Source organism: Streptomyces sp. NPDC018610 (assembly GCF_044391765.1).
Taxonomy (GTDB): Bacteria; Actinomycetota; Actinomycetes; order Streptomycetales; family Streptomycetaceae; genus Streptomyces.
Genome location: NZ_JBISAL010000002.1, coordinates 742,417 through 767,416, shown reverse-complemented (window position 1 = coordinate 767,416; position 25,000 = coordinate 742,417). Strand labels below are relative to the sequence as shown.

Below are 25,000 nucleotides of genomic sequence, written 5' to 3'. Positions count from 1 at the left end.
AGCGTAGCGCGTTGGTGACGGCAGTCAACGGTACGCGATACGGTGGAAGGCGAACCCCGGCGGCCCGGGCGGCCCCGGGAGAGGGAGGACCGGCCGATGCCCGCATTCTCACTCGAACCGCAACAGGCGGCCTGGTGCGCCGAGTTGCGCGCGCTGGCCGCCGAGCGGCTGCGTCCGATCGCGGAGAAGGGCGAACCGGGCCGCGTCAACCGCCCGCTCCTGGCGGAACTGGGCCGCCTGGGCCTGCTGGACCGCCTGTTCACCTCGGGCGCCCTGGACCTGTGCCTCATGCGGGAGTCCCTGGCCTACGCCTGCACCGAGGCCGAGACCGCGCTCGCCCTCCAGGGCCTCGGCGCCCACCCCGTACACGCCCACGGCACCGCCGCCCAGCGCGCCCGCTGGCTGCCGGCGGTGGCGGACGGCAGCGCGGTGGCCGCCTTCGCCCTGAGCGAGCCGGACGCGGGCTCGGACGCGGCGGCCCTGACCTTGCGGGCCGATCCCGATCCCGGTCCTGATCCCGGCTTCGGTTCCCAGGGTGGCCTTGGTCCCGATCCCGTCCCCGGCGAAGGGCGGTGCGCCGCGCCCGGCGGCGCACCGCCCAAGACGGCCGACGGCTCGGCCGCCGCGCCCGTCCTCGCCGCCCGGCCCGACGGTTCGCGAGGGTGGCGGCTCACCGGGGAGAAGTGCTGGATCTCCAACGCCCCCGAGGCCGACGTCCACACCGTCTTCGCGCGCACCACGCCCGGCGCCGGCTCGCGCGGCATCACGGCCTTCCTGGTCCCCGCCGACCGCCCCGGCCTCACCGGCGGCGCGCTGGAGATGCTGTCCCCGCACCCGATCGGCACCCTCTCCTTCGACGGCGTACCCGTCACGGCGGACGACGTCCTCGGCGAGGTGGACCGCGGCTTCCGGGTCGCGATGGGCACCCTCAACCTCTTCCGCCCCAGCGTCGGCGCCTTCGCCGTCGGCATGGCGCAGGCCGCGCTGGAGGCGACCCTCGCCCACACCGCCCGCCGGGACGCCTTCGGCGGCAAGCTGAGCGACCTGCAGACCGTCGCCCACCAGGTCGCCGAGATGGCCCTGCGCACGGAGGCGGCGCGCCTGATGGTCTACGCGGCGGCGACGGCGTACGACGACGGCGCCCCCGGCGTCCCCGGACGCGTCGCCATGGCCAAGCTGCTCGCCACCGAGACGGCCCAGTACGTCGTCGACAGGGCCGTCCAGCTGCACGGCGCCCGCGCCCTGTGCCGCGGCCACCTCCTCGAACACCTCTACCGCGAGGTGCGCGCACCCAGGATCTACGAGGGCGCGAGCGAGGTGCAGCGAGGAATCATCGCCAAGGAGCTGTACGCGGCGCCGCGGCCGACCGTGGAGGCGCCGTGACCACCGAACGCGTCAACCCGCCCGAGCTGTCCCCGCCCACCGGTTTCTCGCACGCCGTCGTCGCGACCGGCTCCCGTCTGCTGTTCCTGGCCGGCCAGACCGCCCTGGACACCGACGGCAAGGTGGTCGGCGACACCCTCCCCGAGCAGTTCGCACGCGCCCTCACCAACCTCCTCACCGCCCTGCGCGCGGCCGGCGGCACCCCCGCCGACCTGACCCGCGTCACGGTCTACGCCACCGACGTCGCCGCCTACCGCGCCCACGCGCGCCGGCTCGGTCGCATCTGGCGGGACCTGGCGGGCCGCGACTACCCGGCGATGGCGGTCGTCGGGGTCGTGCGGCTGTGGGACGAGGAGGCGATGGTGGAGCTCGACGGGCTCGCCGTACTCGCCTGAGGGCTGTCCCGCAGGCCCGGCGCACCGGGCGCGCTCACCGTCGCGGCCGTCTTCCGCGAGGACAGGGCGGCGACGGCCCGGAGGCGGCCCCGTCGCGGCGGTCCGGCCGGGCGGGGGTGGCGGTGCCCTGAGCGGACGGCGCCGGCAGCGGGCAGAGCCCCGAGCGGCGGCGCCGCGGTCCGCCGGGCCCGCCGTCCGCCGGGCCCGTGGGCCGTTCGGCGGACGGCGGACGAGCCGGACTCGCCGTCGAAGGGGTGAGGATCACCGGCGTGCGCGCGGCCGCCCGGTACCAGTGGAATCCATCATTCCAGTTCCTCGGGAGGCCTTCATGTCCGTAGCGTCAGCGTCCTTCGGATCAGTCCGCCGCGTGCTCGGCGCCCTCGGCGCGGCCGCGGCCGCACTGCTCCTCGCCGCACCGGCCGCGCCCGCGGCGGCGACCTCAGCGACCGCCGCCACGGCCCCGGCCGAGACCGTGACCGTCGACCGGACCGTCCGGATGACGTCGGACGGCACCGTCACGATCTCCGGCACCTACCGCTGCACCGGCGCCACCGGCATGGTCTTCGTCAGCTCCGCCCTCAGCCAGGGCGACTCCGAGGACACCCAGTCCATCGGCGGCACCCGCGCCGTCTGCGACGGCGGCACGCACCGCTGGGCCAACACCGGTGAGTCCTTCCACTCCTTCGCCCAGGGGCCGGCGCACGTCCAGGCCATCCTGACGGAGCTGCGCCCGCAGGGCATCGTGCTGGTGCCCGACTTCCACGCCCGGCGCGACCAGGACGTGGACCTGGTCAAGGCCTGACGAGGACCGGGTTCACCCCGTCCTGCCCCGCCTCCGCCCGGGCCGGCCCGCACGCCATCGCCGTACGCGGACCGGCCCCCTGCGGACCGCCCCCGACGGCCGGCCCGGGGGACCCGCCGCCGGCGGACCGCCCCGAACGAACCCGCCCCGGCGCACCGCGCTGTAGCGGACCGCCCCCGGCGCACCGGCTCCTGACGAACCACGCCGAACGAACCCGCCCCCGGGCGAGCCGGCCGCGCCCCCCCGAATGCCGCCCGCGCCCTACATGTTGATCATGTGGCCGGCGAGTCCGTGCACCGCTTCCTTGACCGCCTCGCCCAGCGTCGGGTGGGCGTGCACGTTGCGGGCGACCTCGTGAACCGTGAGGTCCCACTGCTGGGCCAGGGTCAGTTCGGGCAGCAGCTCGGTCACCTCGGGGCCGATCAGGTGCGCGCCGAGCAGCTCGCCGTGGGTGCCGTCGCTGATCACCTTCACGAAGCCGACCGGCTCGCCGAGCCCGTGCGCCTTGCCGTTCGCGGTGAACGGGAACTTCGCCACCCGCACGTCGAAGCCCGCCTCGCGCGCCTGCGCCTCGGTGTGGCCGAAGCTGGCGATCTGCGGCTGGCAGTAGGTCGCGCGCGGGATCATGCGGAAGTCGACCTCCATGGTCTCCGCTCCGCCGATCGTCTCCGCGGCGATGACACCCATGGTCTCGGCCGCGTGCGCCAGCATCAGCTTGCCGGTGACGTCGCCGATGGCGTACAGGCTCGGCACGTTGGTGCGGCCGCGCCCGTCGACCTCGATCGCGCCCCGGTCGGTGAGCCGGACCCCGGTCGCCTCCAGGCCGTAGCCCGTCACGCGCGGGGCGAAGCCGATGGCCTGGAGGACCTTGTCGGCCTCCAGGACCTGCCGGGTGCCGTTCTTGTCCACGGTGACCCGCACCGGCCGCGCGGGGTCGGAGTCGTCGATCGACTCGACGCGGGTGGAGGTGTGGACCTCGATCCCGAGCTTGCGGTAGTGCTTGGCGAGCTCCTTGGACACGTCGGCGTCCTCGGCGGGCACGACCCGGTCGGCGAACTCGACGACGGTGACCTTCACGCCGTAGTTGTGCAGCACGTACGCGAACTCGACGCCGATCGCGCCGGCCCCGGCGATGATGATGCTGCCGGGCAGCTCCTCGGTGAGGATCTGCTCCTCGTACGTGACGACGCGCTCGCTCAGTTCGGTGCCGGGCAGCAGCCGGGTGGTGGCGCCCGTCGCGATGACGCAGTGGTCGAACGTCACGGTGCGGGTGGTGCCGTCGGACAGGGCGACCTGGAGGGTGTTCGCGTCGCTGAAGGTGCCGCGGCCGTCGTACTCGGTGATCTTGTTCTTGCGCATCAGGTAGTGGACGCCGGCGACCCGGCCCTCCGCCACGTCGCGGCTGCGCTTGAAGGCCGCGCCGAAGTCGAAGGTGATGGGGGAGTCGGACCGGATCCCGTACGTCTCGGCCCGCCGGGTGACGGTGTGCGCCAACTCGGCGTTGCGCAGCAGGGCCTTGGAGGGGATGCAGCCCACGTTCAGGCAGACGCCGCCCCAGTACTTCTCCTCGACCACGGCGGTGGACAGGCCGAGTTGAGCGGCGCGCACCGCGGCGGTGTAGCCGCCGGGTCCCGCGCCCAGGACAACGACATCGTAATGATCGCTCATGGACGTCACTCTGCTGGACGGCGCGGGCGCGGCGCAATGGATCCGGGTCCCACGTGACGGACGCGGCACGGCTCCTGGCGGGACATGACATCCTGTGTCGCCACAGGACGTCACAGGATGCCGGACGACGAGGGCGGGCGTCCGGAGGGTCGGGGAAGATCGATGAAGCTCTGCTTTCTGGTGGAGGAGCAGTATCGCCACGACGGCATGCCGGTCGAGGTGATCCGCCGGCTGACGTCGTGGGGCCACCAGGTGGACGTACTGCGGCCGGGCGGCTCCCTGCTGCGCATGACCGAGGCCCTGCAGACGGCCGACCACGACGCCTGGGTGCTCAAGACGGTCTCCGGCGGCCCCGGACTGACCCTGCTGGAGGCCGCCGCCGCGGCCGGGACGACGACGGTCAACGACGCCCGCTCGATCCGCGGGGTGCGGGACAAGGCGCTGGCCGCGGCGATCGGCCGCGCCCGCGGGCTTCCCCTGCCGCCGACCTACGCGGCGGCGCGGCCCGAACTGCTCGCCGAGATACCGGAGTCCGACTACCCGCTCGTGGTCAAGCCCGCCGACGGCAGCTCGGGGCGGTCCGTGCACCTGGTGACGTCACCGGACCGGCTCGCCGCGATGGCCCCCGAACTGGCCGGCGAGGGCCTGCTCATCGCCCAGCCGTACGTCGCCAACTCGGGCGTCGACATCAAGGTGTACGGCGTCGGCGGCGAGCTGTACGCGACCGAACGCCGCTCCCCGCTCCACCCCGACCACGCGGTGCCCGAGCGCCAGGTGCCGCTGTCCGCCGAGGTCGCCGCGATCGCCGCCCGGGTCGGAGCGGTCTACGGCCTCGATCTGTACGGCGTGGACGTCGTGCTGGGGCCGGACGGTCCCGTGGTCGTCGACGTGAACGACTTTCCCAGCTTCCGCCAGGTCCCCGACGCGGCCGCGCGGGTGGCGCGGGCCGTGCTCGGCCTGGCGGCCCGCGGCCCGCGCGCCGCCGCCCCGGCCGAGTTGACCGCCCATGCCGACCCGACCGGCTCGGACGACCTGGCCGATCCGGCCGGGCTGACGGGTCCGGCCGAGCTGACCGGCCTGGCCGGCCTGACCGACCCGGCCGACGCGATCAAGGCCCCTCGCCTGCGCATGCCGGAACAGCGCGAGACGGCCGACCCGGCCGCGACCGCCGCACCGCATCGCACGAGCCCGGCGCAGGTTCCCGTGGCGGCGGGCAAGACCGTATGAGAATCGGCCTGATCACCTCCGACCCCGGCCATCCGCTGCTGGCAGCCACCGCCGCCCTGCTCGCCCCCGAGCACACGGTGCGGACCCTGGACCCGGCGACGGCGACGGCGGCGGTGGACGTGCCCGGCCCGCTCGCCGATGTGTACCTGCTCAAGGCCCGTACCCCGCGGGCGATCTCCCTCGCCCGCGCGCTGGAACTGCGCGGCGCCCCGGTGCTGAACCCGGCCGCCGCGACCGAGCTGTGCCAGGACCGCACGGCGATGGCCGAGCGCGCCCTGAGCGCCGGCCTGCCCTTCGCGGCCACCCGCACCTATCCCACGCTCGCCCGATTCGCCGAGCTCGCCCAGGGAACGGGACTTCCCGGTCCGGTGGTCGTCAAGAGCCGGCACAGCCGCAAGCACGATCTGGTGGCCCGCGCGGACAGTGCCGGGCGACTGCGCGAACTGGCCGCCGCCCACCCCCGAGAGCCGGTCGTCGTCCAGGACTTCGCCCCCAACAACGGCTGGGACCACAAACTCTGGGTGATCGGCGACCGCGTCTTCGCGGCCCTGCGCCGCTCCGAGCTCTCGCCCGAAGGCCGCGGCCCGACGCTGCCCCTGGCCCCCGACGGGCTGCCGCCCGGCTGGGCCGCCCTGGTCCGCCGGGCCGGCGAGGTTTTCGCGCTGGATGTCTACGGAGTGGACGTCATCGACGAGGGCGACGGCGCCCCGCTGATCGTGGACATCAACGCCTTCCCCGGCGTCCGGGGCCCGTCGGGCGCCCCCCAGGCCCTGGCCGCCCTGGCCCTGTCGAAGGCCGGCGCCCGGCCGTCCCCGGAAGGGGCCGGCGCCCGGCCGATCCGCTCATGAACGGACCCGCACGGCGATGCACGTACTGATCCTCGGCGGAACCGCGGAGGCCCGCCGTCTCGCCGAACTGCTCCACACGACGCCCGGCCTGCGCCCGACCAGTTCCCTCGCCGGGCGGGTCGCCGGCCCCCGGCTGCCCCCGGGCGAGGTCCGCGTCGGTGGTTTCGGCGGGGCCGGGGGCCTGGCCGCGTGGCTGCGCGAACACCGGGTGGACGTGCTCGTGGACGCCACCCACCCCTTCGCCGGGACGATCAGCGACAACGCGGCGCGGGCCGCCGTCACCGCCGGCGTCCCGCTGCTGGTCCTGCGCCGCCCCGGCTGGGCCCCCGTCCCCGGAGACCGGTGGCACGAGGCCGGCTCCCTGGCCGAGGCCGCCGCCCTGCTGCCCTCGCTCGGGCGGCGCGTGTTCCTCACCACCGGACGCATGGGCCTGGCCGCGTTCGCGGGGCTGGAGGACCTGTGGTTCCTCGTACGGTCGGTCGACGCGCCCGGGCCCCCCCACCCGCCCCGCACGGAGGTGCTGCTCGACCGCGGCCCGTTCACCCTCGACGGCGAGCGCGGGCTGCTGCGCCGCCACCGCGTCGACGTGCTCGTGACCAAGGACAGCGGGGGAGCGGCCACGGCGCCCAAGCTGACCGCCGCGCGCGAGGCCGGGCTGCCGGTGGTGGTGGTCCGCCGGCCGGCCGTACCGCGGGGCCTGCCGGTCGTGACCGATCCCGGACAGGCGGCCCGGTGGCTGGCGGCACACCGTGACCGGGGGCCCTTCGGCGACAGAGGCTGAGACCCGGCCCGGGGCCTCGCCGCGGTCGACTCGTCGGCGCGGCCGCCTTGGAAGGCGCGGCGGAAGACAACCGGCGCCCGGCCGTCCAGAAGCCGGCTCCCGCCCCTGACCACCGCACGTGAGCCGGGAGCCACCCCCTTCCCGGCGTGAAACGGCCGGACCGGGCCCGCCGGACCCGGCGTGGCGAAGCTCAGCCCCCGCGGCCGCCCGTCGCCCTACGCCCCGCCACCCCGCCGCTCACTCCTCCTCGCTCGCGATCGCGTTGAGCGCGGCGGCGGCGATGGCGCTGCCTCCGCGACGGCCGCGTACGACCAGGTGCTCCAGCCCGGACGGGTGCGCGGCGAGCGCCTCCTTGGACTCGGCGGCGCCGACGAACCCGACCGGCACGCCGATGACGGCGGCGGGCCGCGGCGCCCCCTCGTCGATCATCTCCAGCAGGCGGAAGAGCGCGGTGGGCGCGTTGCCGACCGCCACCACGGCGCCCTCCAGCCGGTCCCGCCACAGCTCCAGCGCGGCGGCGCTGCGCGTGGTGCCCAGCTTCGCCGCCAACTCCGGGACGGCCGGGTCGGAGAGGGTGCACAGCACCTCGTTGTCGGCGGGCAGCCGCTTGCGCGTGACGCCGCTGGCCACCATCCGCACGTCGCACAGGATCGGCGCGCCGGCGCGCAGGGCCTCGCGGGCGCGGGCCACCACGCCCGGGCTGTGGGCGAGGTCGCGCACGAGATCGACCATGCCGCAGGCGTGGATCATCCGCACCGCGACCTGGGCGACGTCGGCGGGCAGACCCGTCAGGTCCGCCTCGGCGCGGATGGTGGCGAAGGACTCGCGGTAGATGGCCGCGCCGTCCTTCTCGTAGTCGTAGCTCGTCACGGGGTTCTCGCTGCTCTCGCTCGTCGGACGGCTCCCTGGGGATCGCCGCCGCAAGCGGGCGGTGATCGGCCGTGGGCACGGCGGCGAGCATACCCACGACCGATCCGGCCGGAACCGGGCGTACGCCGACACGGGAGGGGGCCTGGGTCCAACGCCTGACGGCACGACACAGTACTTGCTGTTAGCGTGCAGCTGCATACCATTGGCAATAAGGAGGACGCCGGACATGGCGCTTTACACGCTCCCCGAACTCCCGTACGACTACTCGGCGCTGGCCCCGGTCATCAGCCCCGAGATCATCGAGCTGCACCACGACAAGCACCACGCGGCGTACGTGAAGGGGGCGAACGACACCCTGGAGCAGCTCGCCGAGGCGCGGGACAAGGAGTCGTGGGGCTCGATCAACGGCCTGGAGAAGAACCTGGCCTTCCACCTCTCCGGGCACATCCTGCACTCCGTCTACTGGCACAACATGACCGGTGACGGCGGCGGCGAGCCGCACGAGAAGGACGGCGTGGGCGAGCTGGCCGACGCCATCGCCGAGTCCTTCGGCTCCTACGCCGGCTTCAAGGCCCAGCTGACCAAGGCGGCGGCCACCACCCAGGGCTCCGGCTGGGGCGTCCTCGCCTACGAGCCGCTCAGCGGCCGCCTGATCGTCGAGCAGGTCTACGACCACCAGGGCAACGTCGGCCAGGGCTCCACCCCGATCCTGGTCTTCGACGCCTGGGAGCACGCCTTCTACCTGCAGTACAAGAACCAGAAGGTGGACTTCATCGACGCCATGTGGCAGGTCGTCAACTGGCAGGACGTGGCCAAGCGCTACGCCGCCGCCAAGGAGCGCGGCGACAGCCTGCTCCTCGCCCCCTGACCGCATGACGGAGCGGCCCTCCCGCCGGTGACCGCCTCCTCACCCCTTCACCGGCGGGCCCGCACACCGGAAGGGCTCCCCGGACCGGCCACCCCGGGGAGCCCTTCCCGCCCGAAGGCGGAGGACCGCCGGGCGGGAGAAAATGCTCTGCCGTGCGGGCGGGGAAGCGGCGATACTCGTCCCCATGGCTGACATGGGGACGTTCCGGCAGGCGGTCCTCGCGTGGGCGGCCGGCGGATCCGGCACGAGCGCGGGCGAGTTGGCCGCGCGGCTGCCCGTCCGGACCGCCGTCCTGCTCGAAGGGCCGAGCGACGTCGCGGCGGTCGAGGCACTCGCCGCGCGCCGCGGCCGAGACCTGGAGGCCGAGGGCGTCTGCGTCCTGCCGATGGGCGGCGCGATGAACGCCGGCCGCTTCGCCCGCCTCCTCGGACCCCCCGGCCTCGGCCTGCGCCTCACCGGACTGTGCGACGAGGGCGAGCGCCGCTACTACGCCCGCGCCCTGCAACGGGCCGGAGCGACACGAGCGGAGTTCTACGTCTGCGCGGCGGACCTGGAGGACGAACTCATCCGCGCGCTGGGCGTGCCGGGGGTGGCGGACCTGATCCGGGCGGAGGGCGACCTGCGCGCTCTCCAGACCTTCCTGCGCCAGCCCGCCCAGCAGGACCGCACCCCGCAGCAGCAGTTCCGCCGCTTCCTCGGCACGAAGAAGGGCCGCAAGATCCACTACGGCCGCGCCCTGGTGGAAGCCCTGCCCCCCGACCGCACCCCACCCCCACTCGACGCCCTGCTCACCGCCCTCTGGGAGTTCAGAGGTGCGAGTCGGCCGCCAGTGCTGTGAACGCCGACCAGGCGTTGGGGGAGACGGCCAGCGCCTCCCGGTCTGTGTCCTTCGAGTCCCGGACGAGAACGGCCTCGGTGCGCACGGCTACCTCGACGCAGTTGTCGCCGGAGCTGCCGCTGTAACTGCTCTTGAACCAGGCCAGTTCAGTGGTACTCATAGTGCTCCTCGCATCTGCTCCAGCAGGCTTACTGTGGCTTCGCGGCCGAGGGCCTGCGAACGCAGCTTGCCATAGCGCTGGAGCATGGCGCTGACGTCCTTCGGTGTCGTGATCAAAACGCTTGACTGCTGGCCTTCGGAGTAGCCCACCCACTCGTGCTGAGGTGTCTCGGCCAGGTACATCAAGCCGTCGATCCCCGCGTGATCGTACTGACGCAGAGGCATCACCTGGATCTCAACGTTCCTTCGAGAACCTTGCTCCAGCAGGTGATCGAGCAGCTGTTGTGCGACCTGTGGTCCACCCATGTGCCGTTCAAGTAGAGCTTGTTCGATGACGAAGCTGAAGGCCGTGTTCGGCCTCTCGGTCAAGAGCTGTTGCCGCTCCAGTCGTGCCGTGACCTGGCGTTCGATCTGTTCCTCGGAAAGCGGTGGCAGGCGTCGCTCGAAGATCGCCCTGATGTACGGTTCGGGCTGCAACAACCCCGGAATCGCCCGGCACTCATACGCACAGAGCGAGATCGCCTCTTCCTCGATCCCCGCCCACTGCCGGAACCAAGAAGCCAATCCCGCCTTCCGCGTCAGACTCCTCGCCGCCGCGCCCAGCACCCGCCCCGCGACCGCCCCCAGCACCTCCTCCGACCGCTCCAGCAGGTCCCGCGGCGGGAACCGCTTGCCCTGCTCGATCTTGGCGACGTACGCGACCGAGTACCGCACCAGCGGAGCGAACTGTTCCTGCGTCAGGCGGGCTTCCTCCGTAAGGCCTTGAGGACCGCGCCGAACGTCTTCAGACTGTCCGAGAGTTCCGGCTCGCAGCCTCCGTGGCCACCGGCCTGCCCAGCACTCCCACCCGTCACCACGCCGTTGTCGGTCACCACCGCAGCCGCCTTCCCCTGTGCCCTCGTGTCGCCGGGTCGTGTCCACTGCCGGACCCGAGCACCACCCCGTACCGTGTGCCGGACGCGCTGCGCCACGTCCGGCAAGGCCATCGTCACGTACAGCAACCGACCCGGTCCAGCGAGTCGACCAGTACAGCGCGGTCTGTATCGGCTGTGGACCTGCCGACGGGGCGTCGACGTCTCGGACACTGCCTCCCATGTCAGCCAGTCATGCCCGAACGGCCGCCGCCGCACGCTCCCTCGCGCAGCGCTTCTCCGCCACCCGGCGCGGCGCGCGTCTCGCCCGGTTGCTCGCCGCGCACCAGCTCGCCGAGTGGGGCCACCCCTACGGCACCGAGACGCACGACACCGTCGTCCTCGTCGTCGCCGAACTCGCCGCGAACGCCGTTCTGCACGGCCGCGTCCCGGGACGGGACTTCGCCCTGTCCCTGTCCCGCGACGACGGCCGGGGCGTCGTCCGGATCGAGGTCACCGACACCCACCCCGCCCTGCCGACGCGTGAAGCGCCCGGCGCGGACGAGGACGGGGGTCGTGGCCTGGTCCTCGTCGACGCGCTCGCCACCGCCTGGGGCGTACGCGACCGCCTCGGCCCGGGCAAGACGGTCTGGGCCGAGTGCGCCCTGTCCCCCCTGCAGAGCTTGGGCAATGATGTCGAGCTGTGCTGAGGACTTTCAGATGTCCCGGAAGATCTCGATCTGGGCGCCGATCGAGTTCAGCCGTTCCGCGAGGTCCTCGTAGCCGCGGTTGATGACGTAGACGTTGCGCAGCACGGAGGTGCCCTCGGCGGCCATCATCGCCAGGAGGACGACGACCGCGGGGCGCAGGGCCGGCGGGCACATCATCTCGGCGGCGCGCCAGCGGGTCGGGCCCTCGACCAGCACCCGGTGCGGGTCCAGGAGTTGCAGGCGGCCGCCGAGGCGGTTGAGGTCGGTCAGGTAGATCGCGCGGTTGTCGTAGACCCAGTCGTGGATCAGCGTCTTGCCCTGCGCGGTGGCCGCGATGGCCGCGAAGAACGGGACGTTGTCGATGTTCAGGCCCGGGAACGGCATCGGGTGGATCTTGTCGATCGGCGCCTCCAGCTTGGAGGGCCGGACGGTGAGGTCCACCAGGCGGGTGCGGCCGTTGTCCGCGAAGTACTCGGGGCTGCGGTCGTGGTCGAGGCCCATCTCCTCCAGCACCGCGAGCTCGATCTCCAGGAACTCGATCGGCACCCGGCGCACCGTCAGCTCGGACTCCGTGACGACGGCCGCGGCGACCAGGCTCATCGCCTCCACCGGGTCCTCGGAGGGGGAGTAGTCGACGTCCACGTCGATGACCGGCACGCCGTGCACGGTGAGCGTGGTGGTGCCGATGCCCTCGACCCGCACGCCCAGCGCCTCCAGGAAGAAGCACAGGTCCTGGACCATGTAGTTGCTGGAGGCGTTGCGGATGACGGTCACGCCGTCGTGGCGGGCCGCCGCCAGCAGCGCGTTCTCGGTCACCGTGTCGCCGCGCTCGGTCAGCACGATCGGCCGGTCCGGGCGCACGGCCCGGTCCACCACGGCGTGGTACTGCCCCTCGGTCGCGGCCACGTCCAGCCCGAACCGGCGCAGCGCGATCATGTGCGGCTCGATGGTGCGCGTGCCGAGGTCGCAGCCGCCGGCGTAGGGCAGCTTGAAGCGGTCCATGCGGTGCAGCAGCGGGCCGAGGAACATGATGATGGAGCGGGTGCGGACGGCCGCCTCGGCGTCGATGGCGTCCAGGTCGAGGTCGGCCGGCGGCACGATCTCCAGGTCGGTGCCGTCGTTGATCCAGCGGGTGCGGACGCCGATCGAGCCCAGGACCTCCAGAAGGCGGTAGACCTCCTCGATCCGGGCGACCCGGCGCAGCACCGTGCGCCCGCGGTTGAGCAGCGAGGCGCACAGCAGTGCCACGCACGCGTTCTTGCTCGTCTTCACGTCGATGGCGCCGGACAGCCGACGGCCGCCGACCACCCTCAGATGCATCGGGCCCGCGTAGCCCAGTGACACGATCTCGCTGTCCAGGGCTTCCCCGATCCGAGCGATCATCTCAAGGCTGATGTTCTGGTTGCCGCGCTCGATGCGATTGACGGCGCTCTGACTGGTGCCGAGCGCCTCGGCGAGCTGTGCCTGCGTCCAGCCGCGGTGCTGCCGGGCGTCACGGATGAGCTTGCCGATGCGTACGAGGTAGTCGTCTGCCATGGGGTTGAGGTTATCTCAGATATGAGATGGCGCTCGTTAGGGGGTCCATTCGGGTGATGAACTGTCAGTGACCGCCGTGGTCACGGGTTCGACGCCATCCGAAAGGTCCGGGCAAATCCACCGATGTCGTATGACGTCCCGTGCTGCTGTGGGTGTGACGCGGTCCGCGCTTCCCGCCGGTGGTGAGGGACCAGGAGTGTTTGTTGATGTTCAGCCGCACTCCCGGCAGGATCCGGAAACTCTTGCGGAACGTGAGCGGCATGCCGTGCCTCCTTCCGAGCACCGCTGAAGGTGCCGATGTCTCCTTCGGATACCCCGAGTTGGCCACCTGACCCACCGGGTGCCCAGCCGCCCGGCCCGGGGGCCCGCCCCGCCGCCCCGCCCGGTGTGCGCCCCGCCGCGCTACCAGTCCCTCTCGGCGGTGGTCTTCGCCGGGCCGAGGACGTCCACGTGGCCGTGGTCGCCGTACACGGAAAGCCGCCAGCGGGCGAACACCTCGGCGGTGCGGTCCGCCTCGTCCTGTTCCCCCACCCCGTAATCGACCCTGACCACGGCGACGCTGCGGGCGCCGCCCGCGGGGGTGCGGGTCTCCACGCTCGTCACGTGGGCGGCGATGGCGGCGTCCGCCTTCCGCGCGCTCGTCGTCAGGTACGCGCGGAACTCGTGGAGCATCGGGAACCAACGGTGCGGACCGGTCGCCGGCACGCTCCCGTCCGTCGTGCCCTCGTCCGCGTAAGGGTCGTCCGTGTCCTGCTGGTCGTCGCTCGTCGTGTCGGGGAGGTCGGCGCCCGGGTCGTCGCTCGTGGTGTCGGGCAGGTCCGTGTTCTGGTCGTCGGTGGTGGTGTCCGGCAGGTCGCCCTGGTCGTCGCTCGTGGTGTCCGGCAGGTCGCCCTGGTCGTCACTCGTGGTGTCCGGGAGGTCGGCGCCCTGGTCGTCACTCGTCTCGTCGGCCGAGCCCGCCGCGGGCTCGGCCGACGCGGACGTGGCGGCGGGCCGCACGCCCGCGTGCTCCGCGCCGCAGGCGGTCAGCGGCAGGCAGCAGCAGGCGAGCGCCGCCGCGACGGCCGCGTACCGCGTCGTGGTCTTCATTCGTGCGTCCCCCCTGTCGTGCCCCGTCGGACAGTGAGAGAGGCGTTCACGGCCCGGGGTTCCCGTCCGGTGCCGTCCGGGGCGCCCGGGATCGCGGCCGGTCCCCGCGCCGCCCCGGCCCCGGCTCCCGCCCGCGTCCCGTCTGGCCTGCGGCGCTGCCGGGCCCGTGGTTCGATGAGGCCAGCCTGCCCGGGAGTGCCGGGCGTGACGCGACACGGGAGCGGCGGCGTGGCGCGTGGGACACGGCGAAGCCGGGCCGCACATGACCATCCGGCCCCCATGTACTAGAGTTATCTCGACATCGAGATATCTGCCGAGGAGCACCGCAGCCGCACCCCGGTAAGGGTTACCTAACTTAGCCTTGCCTCAGCGGATGGGCCGAGGAGCCGTCGCGGCACCATGCGGTGGCAGCCGCATAGGTTTGCGGTGTGGTGGTACGCGCACATCAATGAAGGAGACTGTCGTGTCGGCGAACAGCTTCGACGCCCGCAGCACGCTGCAGGTGGGCGACGAGTCGTACGAGATCTTCCGGCTTGACAAGGTCGAGGGCTCGGCCCGACTGCCTTACAGCCTGAAGGTCCTGCTGGAGAACCTGCTCCGCACCGAGGACGGCGCGAACATCACCGCCGACCACATCCGTGCCCTCGGCGACTGGGACTCCCAGGCCCAGCCGTCGCAGGAGATCCAGTTCACGCCGGCCCGCGTGATCATGCAGGACTTCACCGGCGTGCCCTGCGTCGTCGACCTCGCCACCATGCGCGAGGCCGTCAAGGAGCTCGGCGGCGACCCGGCGAAGATCAACCCGCTCGCCCCGGCCGAGCTGGTCATCGACCACTCCGTCATCGCCGACAAGTTCGGCACCAACGAGGCCTTCAAGCAGAACGTCGAGCTGGAGTACGGCCGCAACAAGGAGCGCTACCAGTTCCTGCGCTGGGGCCAGACCGCCTTCGACGAGTTCAAGGTCGTCCCGCCGGGCACCGGCATCGTGCACCAGGTGAACATCGAGCACCTGGCCCGCGTCGTCATGGTTCGCGACGGCAAGGCGTACCCCGACACCCTGGTCGGCACCGACTCGCACACCACCATGGTCAACGGCCTCGGCGTCCTCGGCTGGGGCGTCGGCGGCATCGAGGCCGAGGCCGCCATGCTCGGCCAGCCGGTCTCCATGCTGATCCCGCGCGTCGTCGGCTTCAAGCTGACCGGCGAGCTGCCCACCGGCACCACCGCCACCGACCTGGTGCTCACCATCACCGAGATGCTGCGCAAGCACGGTGTGGTCGGCAAGTTCGTGGAGTTCTACGGCGAGGGCGTCGCCGCCACCTCGCTGGCCAACCGCGCCACCATCGGCAACATGTCGCCGGAGTTCGGCTCCACCGCCGCGATCTTCCCGATCGACGACGAGACCATCAACTACATGCGCCTGACCGGCCGCCCGGAGCAGCAGCTCGCGCTCGTCGAGGCGTACGCCAAGGAGCAGGGCCTCTGGCTGGACCCGAAGGCCGAGCCGGACTTCTCCGAGAAGCTCGAGCTGGACCTGTCCACGGTCGTGCCGTCCATCGCCGGCCCGAAGCGCCCGCAGGACCGCATCGTCCTGGCCCAGGCCGCCCAGCAGTTCAAGTCCGACGTCCTCAACTACGTGGACGTCGTGGACGAGGCGGGCAAGGAGTCCTTCCCGGCCTCCGACTCCCCGGCCGTCACCCCCAACGGCGCCCCCTCCAACCCGGTCCAGGTCACCGCCCCCGACGGCACGACCTACGAGCTGGACCACGGCGCGGTCACCGTCGCGGCCATCACCTCCTGCACCAACACCTCCAACCCGTACGTCATGGTCGCCGCCGCGCTGGTGGCCAAGAAGGCGGTGGAGAAGGGCCTGACCCGCAAGCCGTGGGTCAAGACCACCCTCGCGCCGGGCTCCAAGGTCGTCACCGACTACTTCGACAAGGCGGGCCTGACCCCGTACCTGGACAAGGTCGGCTTCAACCTGGTCGGTTACGGCTGCACCACCTGCATCGGCAACTCCGGCCCGCTGCCGGAGGAGGTCTCCAAGGCGGTCAACGACCACGACCTCGCCGTCACCTCGGTGCTCTCCGGCAACCGCAACTTCGAGGGCCGGATCAACCCCGACGTCAAGATGAACTACCTGGCGTCCCCGCCGCTGGTCGTCGCCTACGCGATCGCCGGTTCGATGAAGGTCGACATCACCAAGGACGCCCTCGGCGCGGACCAGGACGGCAACCCGGTCTACCTGAAGGACATCTGGCCCTCGGAGTCCGAGGTCAACGACGTCGTCGCCAACGCCATCGGCGAGGACATGTTCTCCAAGTCCTACTCCGACGTGTTCGCCGGCGACGCCCAGTGGCAGTCGCTGCCGGTCCCGACCGGCGACACCTTCGAGTGGGACGGCGAGTCCACCTACGTCCGCAAGCCCCCGTACTTCGAGGGCATGGCCATGGAGCCGGCCGCGGTCGAGGACATCACCGGCGCCCGGGTCCTCGCCAAGCTCGGCGACTCGGTCACCACCGACCACATCTCCCCGGCCGGTGCGATCAAGGCCGACACCCCGGCCGGCCAGTACCTCACCGAGCACGGCATCGAGCGCCGCGACTTCAACAGCTACGGCTCGCGCCGCGGCAACCACGAGGTCATGATCCGGGGCACGTTCGCCAACATCCGCCTGCGCAACCAGATCGCGCCGGGCACCGAGGGCGGCTACACCCGCGACTTCACGCAGGACGGCGGCCCGGTCTCCTTCATCTACGACGCCTCGCAGAACTACCAGGCGGCCGGTGTGCCGCTGGTCGTCCTGGCCGGCAAGGAGTACGGCTCCGGTTCGTCGCGCGACTGGGCCGCGAAGGGCACCGCGCTGCTCGGCGTGAAGGCCGTCATCGCCGAGTCCTACGAGCGCATCCACCGTTCGAACCTGATCGGCATGGGCGTGCTGCCGCTCCAGTTCCCGGAGGGCCAGTCCGCGCTCTCCCTCGGCCTGACCGGCGAGGAGACCTTCTCCTTCACCGGCGTCACCGAGCTGAACGACGGCACCACCCCGCGCACGGTGAAGGTCACCACCGACACCGGCGTCGAGTTCGACGCGGTCGTCCGCATCGACACCCCCGGCGAGGCGGACTACTACCGCAACGGCGGCATCCTGCAGTACGTGCTGCGCAGCCTGATCCGCAAGTAAGGGTCCAGGCAAGGCAGTCGGGCCGCATCCCCGGTGACGGGGGTGCGGCCCCGCGCATTTCCGTCCCAGGCGTTTACAGCGGTCACGGGGCGCGCTAGTTTCGTCCGGCGAGGTGGGAGCGCTCCCAAGGTGGTGGACCGGAACCCCCCGCCCGGCCGTTCCCGCCTCGCGCCACCCGCGCCTCGCGCGGGTGCGACGGGAGGCCCTCGGCCGCGGTGGAACGGGGGCTCGGGGCGGACCCGGCGGCCCCACGAGCGGACGGCCGCCGGGTCCGCGAGCCGGGCAGGCGAAGGGGGGAAGACGCCTGCCCGGGGTGGTGCCGGCTTGTGCGACCATGATGCCCGACAACGTTGTCTCATGGTCTGTACATGACTTTACCGCGCCAACCGACAACGATGTCAACCCACTTGGTCCTGCCCCACCCGTGTGGGTGGGGGCGGAGCCCGCTCCGGCACGCGGTCTTCCGGGGGGCCACCGGTGCGCGCTACCGTCTTCGAGGCTTGTGCGACCCGTGGTGCGCGACCCGTCCCGAAGGAGGGGCCGCGTCAATGCGTTTCCGTCCGATGTCCCTGCTGCTGGCCGCCGCGCTCGCGGCCGGCGGAGCCACTCCCGCCCTCGCGGCGCCCGCCGCACCCGACAGAGCCGGACCACCGCTGGTGAAGGATCCGACGCCCTACGTCGACCCGCTGATCGGCACCAAGAACGGCGGCGACACCTTCCCGGGCGCCGTCACCCCGTTCGGCATGTTCTCCTTCAGCCCCGAGAACACCCGCGGCGACGCGACCCGGACGACCGCGCCCGGCGGCTACCAGTACGACGCCACCCGCGTCCGCGGCTTCAGCCTCACCCACATGTCCGGCACCGGCTGCGCGGGCGGCAGCGGCGACATCCCCCTCTTCCCGTACGCCGGCCAGGTCACCACCTCCCCGGCCGCCGACACCAAGGACGCCGTCTACGCCTCCGACTTCCGGCACACCGACGAGACGGCCGAACCCGGCCACTACGAGGTCGGCCTCGCCTCCGGTGTCACCGCGGACCTCACCGCCACCGCCCGCACCGGCTCGGCCCGCTTCACCTACCCGGCCGGCAAGCCCGCCTCGCTGCTCATCCGCACCGCCAACTCCGAGGTCGGCTCCACCGCTTCGACGGTCACCATCGACCCCAGGACGCGCACCGTCTCCGGGTCCGTCACGTCCGGCAACTTCTGCGGCTACCTCGACCCCGAGGGACAGCGCGCCTACTACACCCTCTACTTCACCGCCCGCTTCGACCGCGCCTTCAAGGCGACCGGCACCTGGCAGGACGACAAGCTGGACCCCGGCTCGACCTCCGCGACCGGCGGCACCGGCGGCTTCGGCAAGGGCGGCCGGCCCGTGGCGGGCAAGGGCGCCGGCGGGTACGTCGAGTTCGCGCCCGGCGCCGGCCCCGTCGGCGTCAAGGTCGGCATCTCCTACGTCAGCCAGGCGGGCGCCGCGGCCAACCTGGCCGCCGAGAACCCGCCCGGCCGCTCCTTCGCGTCCGTCGAGAACGCCGCCCGCCGGGCCTGGCGCGACCGGCTGGCCGCCGTCCGGGTCGGCGGCGGCACCGACGCCGAGCGCACCACCTTCTACACCGCGCTGTACCACGCCCTGCTGCACCCCAACGTCATCAGCGACGCCGACCGCCGCTACCGCGGCCCCGACGGCAGGACGCACACCGTCTCCCGCGGCCACCAGGCCCAGTACGGCACCTTCTCCGGCTGGGACGTCTACCGCGACCAGGTGCAGCTGCTGACCCTGCTCAGCCCGCGCACCGGCTCCGACATCGCCCAGTCGCTGTACGAGCTGGCCGGGCAGAACGGCGGCGTCTGGGACCGCTGGCTGCACGGCGCCAGCGGCACCCATGTGATGAACGGCGACCCCTCGCCCACCGCCCTCGCCGGCATCCGCGCCTTCGGCGGCACCGACTTCGACCTCGAGGGGGCGCTGGCCTCCCTGGTGAAGGCGGCCACCGTGCCCACCGAGCAGGACCTGTCACCGGCCGGCAAGCCGGTCCTGTCGGCCGGCCAGCGGCCCTCCCTCGACAAGTACCTGAAGCTGCACTACATGCCGTCCGTCTCCAACGCCTGGGGTGGGGCGGCGGAGACCCTGGAGATGTCGACCGCCGACTTCTCCCTCTCCCAACTCGCCACGGCGGCCGGGCAGAAGAGCACCGCCAAGACGTTCGCCGAACGCGCCCAGTGGTGGCAGAACAACTTCAACACCGCCGCGGACGACACCGGCGGCTACATCGCCGACCGCAAGGCCGACGGCAGCTGGGTCACCGGATTCACCCCGGACACCGGCAACGGCTTCGTCGAGGGCACCGCGGCCCAGTACACCTGGATGGTCCAGCACGACCCGGCGGGACTCTTCGCCGCGATGGGCGGCCGGGACAAGGCCCTCGCCCGCCTCGACGCCTTCTTCCACAAGAGCGACGGAAGCTGGGCCTTCACCGGCGCCGGCGGCGACAAGGCGGCCCTGGACAACGAGCCCTCGATCAACGTGCCGTACCTCTACGACTACGCGGGCGCGCCCTACAAGACGCAGGAGACCGTCCGCGCCGCCATGCGGCAGCTGTGGACCACCGAGCCGGGCGGCATCCCGGGCAACGACGACCTGGGCGCCATGTCCGCCTGGTACGTCTTCTCGGCGCTCGGCATGTACCCGCAGGTCCCCTCACGTGCCGAACTGGTCCTCGCCTCACCGCTGTTCGAGCGCGCCGAGATCCACCGGCCGGGCGGCGGGGACATCACCGTCCACGCCACCGGGGCGGCGGCCGGGGCGCCGTACGTCCAGTCCCTGAAGGTCGACGGCCGCGGCAGCGACCGGCCGTGGCTCCCGGCCTCCTTCGTCCGTGACGGCGGGCGGCTCGACTACACCCTCTCCTCCACCCCGAACACCGCCTGGGGCAGCGCCCCGTCCGCCGCGCCGCCGTCCTTCCGGCAGGGCGAGCAGCCGTACCAGATCGGTGTGGGTCCGACCACGGCGACGCTCGCGCCCGGCGACAGCACGAAGATCGGCGTCCGCGCGCTGTCGCTGAGCGGCGGGCAGGGCCCCGAGGTGCGCTTCAGCGTCCAGGCGCCGGCGGGCGTCACGGCGACCCCCGCCGAGGGCACGGTGACCGACGGCGCCCAGGACATCACCCTCGCCGCCGCGCCGGACGCGACGCAGGGCTACTACGACGTGAAGGTCACGGTGACCTCGGGCAGCCAGTCCTACGAGCAGCCCGTCGCCCTGACGGTCGCGGCCCCCGGCACCCTGCTCGCCGCCCGCGACAACACCGGCGTCTCCGACGACGAGGGCGACCACGGCGAGGCCGACTACGACGGCGGCGGCTGGAGCTACTCCCGCCAGGCCCTCGCCGCGGCCGGTCTCACTCCGGGCGGGCAGGGCACGGTGGCCGGCGGCCTCTCCTTCACCTGGCCCGACGCGCCGGCCGGCCGCCCGGACAACGTCGCCGCCGCCGGCCAGAGCATCACGCCGGCCGAACCGGCCGCCGCGCTGTCCTTCGTCGGCAGCGCGGTCAACGGCGACCAGCAGGCCAAGGCCACCGTCACCTACACCGACGGCAGCACGGCCGAGGCCGACCTCTCCTTCACCGACTGGACCGTCGGCGGAGGCGGCGGCACCGTCCGGTACGGCAACCAGGTCGTGGCCAGGACGGCGTACCGCAACGTCGCCGGGGCCGACAAGGACCCGGTGGCCACCTATGTGTTCGCCACCCAGGCCTTCGAGGCCCCGGCCGGCAAGCGGATCGCGTCGGTGAAGCTGCCGAGCGACACCGACCTGCACGTCTTCGCCCTCGCGGTGAAGTGACCGGCTGAAGCCGGACGCACCGGCCGGCCGGATACGCGGGCCGGCCGGGCACGCGGAAGGGGCGGGTCCCGAGCGGACCCGCCCCTTCCTCACTCGGGGAAGCGTGTCAGGCCAGCAGCTCCACCTCCGCCAGCGTGGCGGGGCCGTCGAACACCAGCCGGTACTTCGTGTAGCCGCCCGGCGAGGCGATGGTGAACGGACGGGTCTGCTTGTCCCAGGCGAAGGACTCGCCCGAGCGCCGGTCCAGCGTCTTGAAGTGCGTGCCGTCCGAGGACGCCTGGAGGGTCCAGCCCGACGGGGCCTTGGTGCGGTCGGCCGACGAGGTCAGGGTGTACTGGACGGCCTTGGCCGAACCGGTCACCGGCAGGTCCACCGTGCTCACGGTGGCCTCCGTCGCCGAGGTGTCGTCGAACAGCGCGCCGTCGCCCTTCAGCACGTCCGCCCGGGGCGTCGGCGCCTTGTCGCCGGTCGTGATGGACACCGGCGCGGCGTTCTTGCCCGTGCCCCACTTCGAGGGCCGGGAGCCCATGTCGAACTCCAGCACACCGCCCTTGGACAGCAGCGAGTGCGGCAGGTTCGTGGAGTTCCACGCCTTGCCGTTCAGCCGCACGCCCTGCACGTAGATGTTCTTCGCGCTGTTCTTCGGGGCCTTGATCACCAGGTCGTGGCCGTTCTCCAGGTGCACGGTCGCCCTGGTGAACAGCGGGGAGCCTATGGCGTACTCGCCGCTGCCCATGACCAGCGGGTAGAAGCCGAGCGAGGAGAAGAGGTACCAGGCGGACTGCTCGCCGTTGTCCTCGTCACCGTGGTAGCCCTGGCCGATCTCGCTGCCCACGTAGAGCCGGGAGAGCACCTCGCGGACCTTCTCCTGCGCCTTGTAGGGCTCGCCGGCCGCGTCGTACATGTACGTGACGTGGTGGGCGACCTGGTTGGAGTGGCCGTACTGGCCCATCCGCACGTCCCGCGCCTCGGTCATCTCGTGGATGACGCCGCCGTAGGAGCCGACGAACTCGGGGGAGGCGGTCTCCGGGGTGGCGAAGTACGTGTCGAGCTTGTCGCCGAGCGCCTTCTGCCCGCCGTAGAGGTCGGCCAGGCCCCGGCTGTCCTGCGGGGCGGTGAAGGCGTAGCCCCAGCCGTCGGTCTCCGTGTAGTCGTAGCCCCACACGCGCGGGTCGTACTTCGCGGAGTCCACGCGCCAGTTCCCCTGCGCGTCCTTGCCCTGGAAGAAGCCCGCCTTCGGGTCGAACAGCTTCACGTAGTCCTGGGCCCGGTTGAGGAAGTACTGCGACTCCTCCTTGTAGTGCTTCTGCCCCGTCTTCCTGTAGAGGGCGGCGCCCATCTGCGCGATGCCGTAGTCGTTGACGTAGCCCTCCATCGCCCACGACAGGCCCTCGCCGGTGGCGGTGCTGGTGTAGCCGAGGAAGGGGGAGGTGCTCATGCCCTTGCGGCCGACGCCGGAGGCCGGCGGCACCACGGTCGCGTTCTTCAGGGCCGCCTCGTACGCCGCCTTCGCGTCCATGGGCACGCCCTTGACGTAGGCGTCGGCGAACGCCACGTCGGAGGAGGTGCCGGTCATCAGGTCGGCGTAGCCGGGGGAGGACCAGCGCGAGGTCCAGCCGCCGTCCTTGTAGCCCTGGACGAACCCGTCGACCATCTCACCGGCCTGGGACGGCGTCAGCAGCGAGTACGCCGGCCAGGTGGTGCGGTAGGTGTCCCAGAAGCCGTTGTTGACGTACACCTTGCCGTCGACGATCTTCGCGCCGGTGTGCGTCGGCGTGTCCTGGCTCGTCATCGCCGAGAAGGGGGAGGCGTACCGGTCCTTGCCGCCGACCTTCTCGGAGCCGGAGTTCGGGTACAGGTACAGCCGGTACATGCTGGAGTAGAGCGTGGTCAGCTGGTCGGGCGTGGCGCCCTGGACCTCGACCTTGCCGAGCAGCTTGTCCCAGGTGCGCTGGGCGCGCGCCTTGACGGTGTCGAAGGACGTGCCGTCCGGGATCTCCTGGGCCAGGTTGTCCTTGGCCTGGTCGACGCTGATCAGGGAGGTGGCCAGGCGCAGGGTGACGGTGCGGTCCTTGCCCGCGTCGAAGCGCAGGTAGCCCTTGACGCCGGAGGCGGAGCCGTCCTCGACGGGCTTGTCGAACACGCCGTAGACGAACAGCCGGGTCGCTCCCGTGGACAGCCCGGACTTCACGTCCGAGTAGCCGGTGACGACGCCGTGCTCCTTGTCGAGGGTGAGGCCGGCCTGCTCGGTGACGTTGTCGAAGAGCACGCTCGCGTCGTCGCCCGGGTAGGTGAAGCGCAGGGCGGCGGCGTGGTCGGTCGGCGTCATCTCGGCCTTGAGACCGTTCTCGAAGGTGACGCCGTAGTAGTAGGGGCGCGCGGTCTCGTTCTCGTGCCGGAAGGCGAGGGCGCGGGCGGTGCGGTCGGTGTCCGGCGTGCCGGACGCCGCGGACGGCATCACCTGGAAGGTCTGCCGGTCGCCCATCCAGGGGCTCGGCTCATGGCTGGCGCTGAACGCCTGGATCGTCGGCAGGTTGTCCGTGTTGTTCGCACGCGCGTACTCGTACAGCCAGCTCAGCGAGGAGGCGTTGGTCACCGGCGTCCAGAAGTTGAAGCCGTGCGGCAGGGCGGTGGCGGGGAAGTTGTTGCCGCGCGAGAAACTGCCGCTGGAGTTGGTGCCGCGGGTGGTGAGCGCGTAGTCGGACAGGTGCGCCTTGGGCTTGTCGGGCGCGGCGCGCTGGATCGTCACGTCGTCCAGCCAGCCGCGGAACTTCGCCGGGCCGGCCGGGGAGTCGTAGGCGAGCAGGATCCGGTCGACGGTCTTGCCGGCCGCGACCGAGCCGATGCGGGAGACGACGTTGTTCCACTGGTTGACGTACAGCGTCTTGGCCGCGCCCTGGGCCTGCGGGCTCAGTCCGAAGCCGTGCTGGTCGGTGGCGCCCGACTGGCTCAGGTAGGTGCCGTCGGTGAAGGCGAGGTCGACGGCGACGTTCGTGGCGTCGTAGTCGCGCTCGCCGTCGGCCATCGCCGGGTAGAGGCGGTAGGACAGGGCGGTGTCGCGGTCGACCTTGACGTCGACGTCGAAGATCTTGTTGTACGAGTAGGCCCGGCCCTTGGCGGTGTGCCGGCCGGCGTAGCGCAGCGCCCGCTTGCCGGTGTAGCCGGCGCCCGACTTCGCGGTCGGCGAGCCGCTCGGGCCGCGGTCGACGAGGGAGAGCATGTCCTGCGGGACCGACCCGTCGCCGTCGCCCGTGGAGAACTGGACGTCGGCGAGCTGGAGTATGCCCGAGGCGCCGTTGTTCCTGGTGACGTCGAGCCGGAAGTGCTCGTACTCGGCCGGTTCGGCCAGGTCGTACGTCTTGGTCTGGAACCGCTCGGCGAAGGTCTCGCCGGTGCGGGAGTCGACGTCCTTCCAGTCCTTGCCGTCGGTGGAGGCCTGGAGGGTCCAGTCCTTGGGGTCCCGTTCGGCGTAGTCGTTGGCGGACGTGAGGGCGTATCGGGTGATCTTGACGGGTTTGTCGAAGTCGAACTCGACCCAGCCGGTGGACTCGAACGTCAGCCACTTGGTGCCCGACTCGCCGTCGACGAGGTTCTCCTTGACCTCGCCGCCGCCCGTGTTCTCACTGCTGGCCCGGAGGTCGGTGACGTGGTCGTCCACGTTGCCCGGGATCCCGGTGCTGTAGCCGCCGTCCACTCCCGAGGCGCGCTTGCGGCCGTCCGGAGCGGTGTCGACGGTGTTCAGCCAGTCGGGCGCCGGATCGCCCGTCTCGAACGAGGACGTGAACTCCCGTGCGGGGGCGTGGGCCTTGCCGGGCAGTGCGACTGCCGCCCCCTGGGAACCGACGGCCATGACGAAGGCGGCCGTGACGACGGCCGCCTCGGGCCATCTGTGCCGTGTTCTGCGCTGCATACGAGGGCACCCTCCCTGGTGCCTGAGCGCCGGACAACGTTGTCAGAT

18 protein-coding genes and 1 pseudogene are annotated in these 25,000 nt (G+C 72.2%); 11 read left to right on the top strand and 8 right to left on the bottom strand.

Annotation, left to right across the window (positions count from 1 at the left end):
* The first annotated feature begins 96 nt into the window (after positions 1–96).
* The 3 genes from ACH5A8_RS08655 (at position 97) to ACH5A8_RS08645 (ending at position 2,580) form a co-directional block, all read left to right on the top strand.
* Positions 97–1,383 carry an acyl-CoA dehydrogenase family protein gene (locus tag ACH5A8_RS08655; protein WP_398999414.1) on the top strand — a complete coding sequence of 429 codons (1,287 nt, stop codon included), beginning with the start codon at positions 97–99 and terminating at the stop codon, positions 1,381–1,383.
* Complete coding sequence (locus ACH5A8_RS08650; RefSeq protein WP_398999412.1) at positions 1,380–1,778, top strand: RidA family protein; 399 nt, start codon at positions 1,380–1,382, stop codon at positions 1,776–1,778. The genes ACH5A8_RS08655 and ACH5A8_RS08650 overlap by 4 nt, the downstream gene beginning before the upstream one ends.
* 328 nt (positions 1,779–2,106) lie before the next feature.
* Positions 2,107–2,580, top strand: a complete 474-nt coding sequence (locus ACH5A8_RS08645; protein WP_398999409.1) for a DUF6299 family protein — start codon at positions 2,107–2,109, stop codon at positions 2,578–2,580.
* Between the two features lie 261 nt (positions 2,581–2,841).
* On the opposite strand, the gene lpdA is transcribed toward ACH5A8_RS08645, so the two are convergent.
* Complete coding sequence (lpdA, locus tag ACH5A8_RS08640; RefSeq protein WP_398999407.1) at positions 2,842–4,248, bottom strand: dihydrolipoyl dehydrogenase; 1,407 nt, start codon at positions 4,246–4,248, stop codon at positions 2,842–2,844.
* 162 nt (positions 4,249–4,410) lie between these two features.
* Here lpdA and ACH5A8_RS08635 point away from each other — a divergent pair, with 162 nt between their 5' ends.
* The 3 genes from ACH5A8_RS08635 to ACH5A8_RS08625 are packed head-to-tail and all read left to right on the top strand — an operon-like array spanning position 4,411 to position 7,104.
* Positions 4,411–5,475: a RimK family alpha-L-glutamate ligase gene (locus ACH5A8_RS08635; RefSeq protein WP_398999405.1), complete on the top strand. Its 1,065-nt coding sequence runs from the start codon at positions 4,411–4,413 to the stop codon at positions 5,473–5,475.
* Positions 5,472–6,323: a RimK family alpha-L-glutamate ligase gene (locus ACH5A8_RS08630; protein WP_398999404.1), complete on the top strand. Its 852-nt coding sequence runs from the start codon at positions 5,472–5,474 to the stop codon at positions 6,321–6,323. The genes ACH5A8_RS08635 and ACH5A8_RS08630 overlap by 4 nt, the downstream gene beginning before the upstream one ends.
* 16 nt (positions 6,324–6,339) lie before the next feature.
* Positions 6,340–7,104: a cobalt-precorrin-6A reductase gene (locus ACH5A8_RS08625; RefSeq protein WP_398999402.1), complete on the top strand. Its 765-nt coding sequence runs from the start codon at positions 6,340–6,342 to the stop codon at positions 7,102–7,104.
* A 237-nt stretch (positions 7,105–7,341) separates the two neighbouring features.
* Here ACH5A8_RS08625 and ACH5A8_RS08620 read toward each other — a convergent pair whose 3' ends face one another.
* Positions 7,342–7,974, bottom strand: coding sequence for a precorrin-8X methylmutase (locus ACH5A8_RS08620; protein ID WP_398999400.1), 633 nt, complete (start codon positions 7,972–7,974; stop codon positions 7,342–7,344).
* Between the two features lie 226 nt (positions 7,975–8,200).
* Here ACH5A8_RS08620 and ACH5A8_RS08615 point away from each other — a divergent pair, with 226 nt between their 5' ends.
* A complete protein-coding gene (locus tag ACH5A8_RS08615; protein WP_398999398.1) occupies positions 8,201–8,842 on the top strand; it encodes a superoxide dismutase in 642 nt (213 codons plus the stop codon).
* 184 nt (positions 8,843–9,026) lie between these two features.
* Positions 9,027–9,680 (top strand): TOPRIM nucleotidyl transferase/hydrolase domain-containing protein, encoded by a 654-nt coding sequence (locus ACH5A8_RS08610; protein WP_398999396.1) that lies wholly within the window; start codon positions 9,027–9,029, stop codon positions 9,678–9,680.
* On the opposite strand, the gene ACH5A8_RS08605 is transcribed toward ACH5A8_RS08610, so the two are convergent.
* Together ACH5A8_RS08605 and ACH5A8_RS08600 are read right to left on the bottom strand one after the other, a co-directional pair.
* Positions 9,649–9,840: a DUF397 domain-containing protein gene (locus ACH5A8_RS08605; protein ID WP_398999394.1), complete on the bottom strand. Its 192-nt coding sequence runs from the start codon at positions 9,838–9,840 to the stop codon at positions 9,649–9,651. The two genes, ACH5A8_RS08610 and ACH5A8_RS08605, sit on opposite strands and share 32 nt — an antisense overlap.
* Positions 9,837–10,696: pseudogene (locus ACH5A8_RS08600) on the bottom strand (helix-turn-helix domain-containing protein). Before ACH5A8_RS08600 ends, ACH5A8_RS08605 begins: the two are co-directional and overlap by 4 nt.
* A 236-nt stretch (positions 10,697–10,932) precedes the next feature.
* Here ACH5A8_RS08600 and ACH5A8_RS08595 point away from each other — a divergent pair.
* Positions 10,933–11,400 carry an ATP-binding protein gene (locus ACH5A8_RS08595; RefSeq protein WP_398999392.1) on the top strand — a complete coding sequence of 156 codons (468 nt, stop codon included), beginning with the start codon at positions 10,933–10,935 and terminating at the stop codon, positions 11,398–11,400.
* A gap of 6 nt (positions 11,401–11,406) precedes the next feature.
* Here ACH5A8_RS08595 and ACH5A8_RS08590 read toward each other — a convergent pair whose 3' ends face one another.
* From ACH5A8_RS08590 to ACH5A8_RS08580, 3 genes are all read right to left on the bottom strand, one after another.
* Positions 11,407–12,936 (bottom strand): helix-turn-helix domain-containing protein, encoded by a 1,530-nt coding sequence (locus ACH5A8_RS08590; protein WP_398999390.1) that lies wholly within the window; start codon positions 12,934–12,936, stop codon positions 11,407–11,409.
* A 64-nt stretch (positions 12,937–13,000) separates the two neighbouring features.
* Positions 13,001–13,198, bottom strand: a complete 198-nt coding sequence (locus tag ACH5A8_RS08585; RefSeq protein ID WP_398999388.1) for a DUF4236 domain-containing protein — start codon at positions 13,196–13,198, stop codon at positions 13,001–13,003.
* Positions 13,199–13,338: 140 nt separating this feature from the next.
* Positions 13,339–14,025, bottom strand: a complete 687-nt coding sequence (locus ACH5A8_RS08580; RefSeq protein WP_398999386.1) for a hypothetical protein — start codon at positions 14,023–14,025, stop codon at positions 13,339–13,341.
* Positions 14,026–14,488: 463 nt separating this feature from the next.
* Between ACH5A8_RS08580 and acnA the strand changes: the two genes are divergently transcribed.
* Together acnA and ACH5A8_RS08570 are read left to right on the top strand one after the other, a co-directional pair.
* Positions 14,489–17,206 carry an aconitate hydratase AcnA gene (acnA, locus tag ACH5A8_RS08575; protein ID WP_398999384.1) on the top strand — a complete coding sequence of 906 codons (2,718 nt, stop codon included), beginning with the start codon at positions 14,489–14,491 and terminating at the stop codon, positions 17,204–17,206.
* Between the two features lie 548 nt (positions 17,207–17,754).
* Positions 17,755–21,042, top strand: a complete 3,288-nt coding sequence (locus ACH5A8_RS08570; protein ID WP_398999382.1) for a GH92 family glycosyl hydrolase — start codon at positions 17,755–17,757, stop codon at positions 21,040–21,042.
* A gap of 106 nt (positions 21,043–21,148) precedes the next feature.
* Here ACH5A8_RS08570 and ACH5A8_RS08565 read toward each other — a convergent pair whose 3' ends face one another.
* Entirely contained in the window at positions 21,149–24,952 is a 3,804-nt protein-coding gene (locus ACH5A8_RS08565) for a GH92 family glycosyl hydrolase (RefSeq protein WP_398999380.1), read from the bottom strand.
* Between the last annotated feature and the right edge of the window lie 48 nt (positions 24,953–25,000).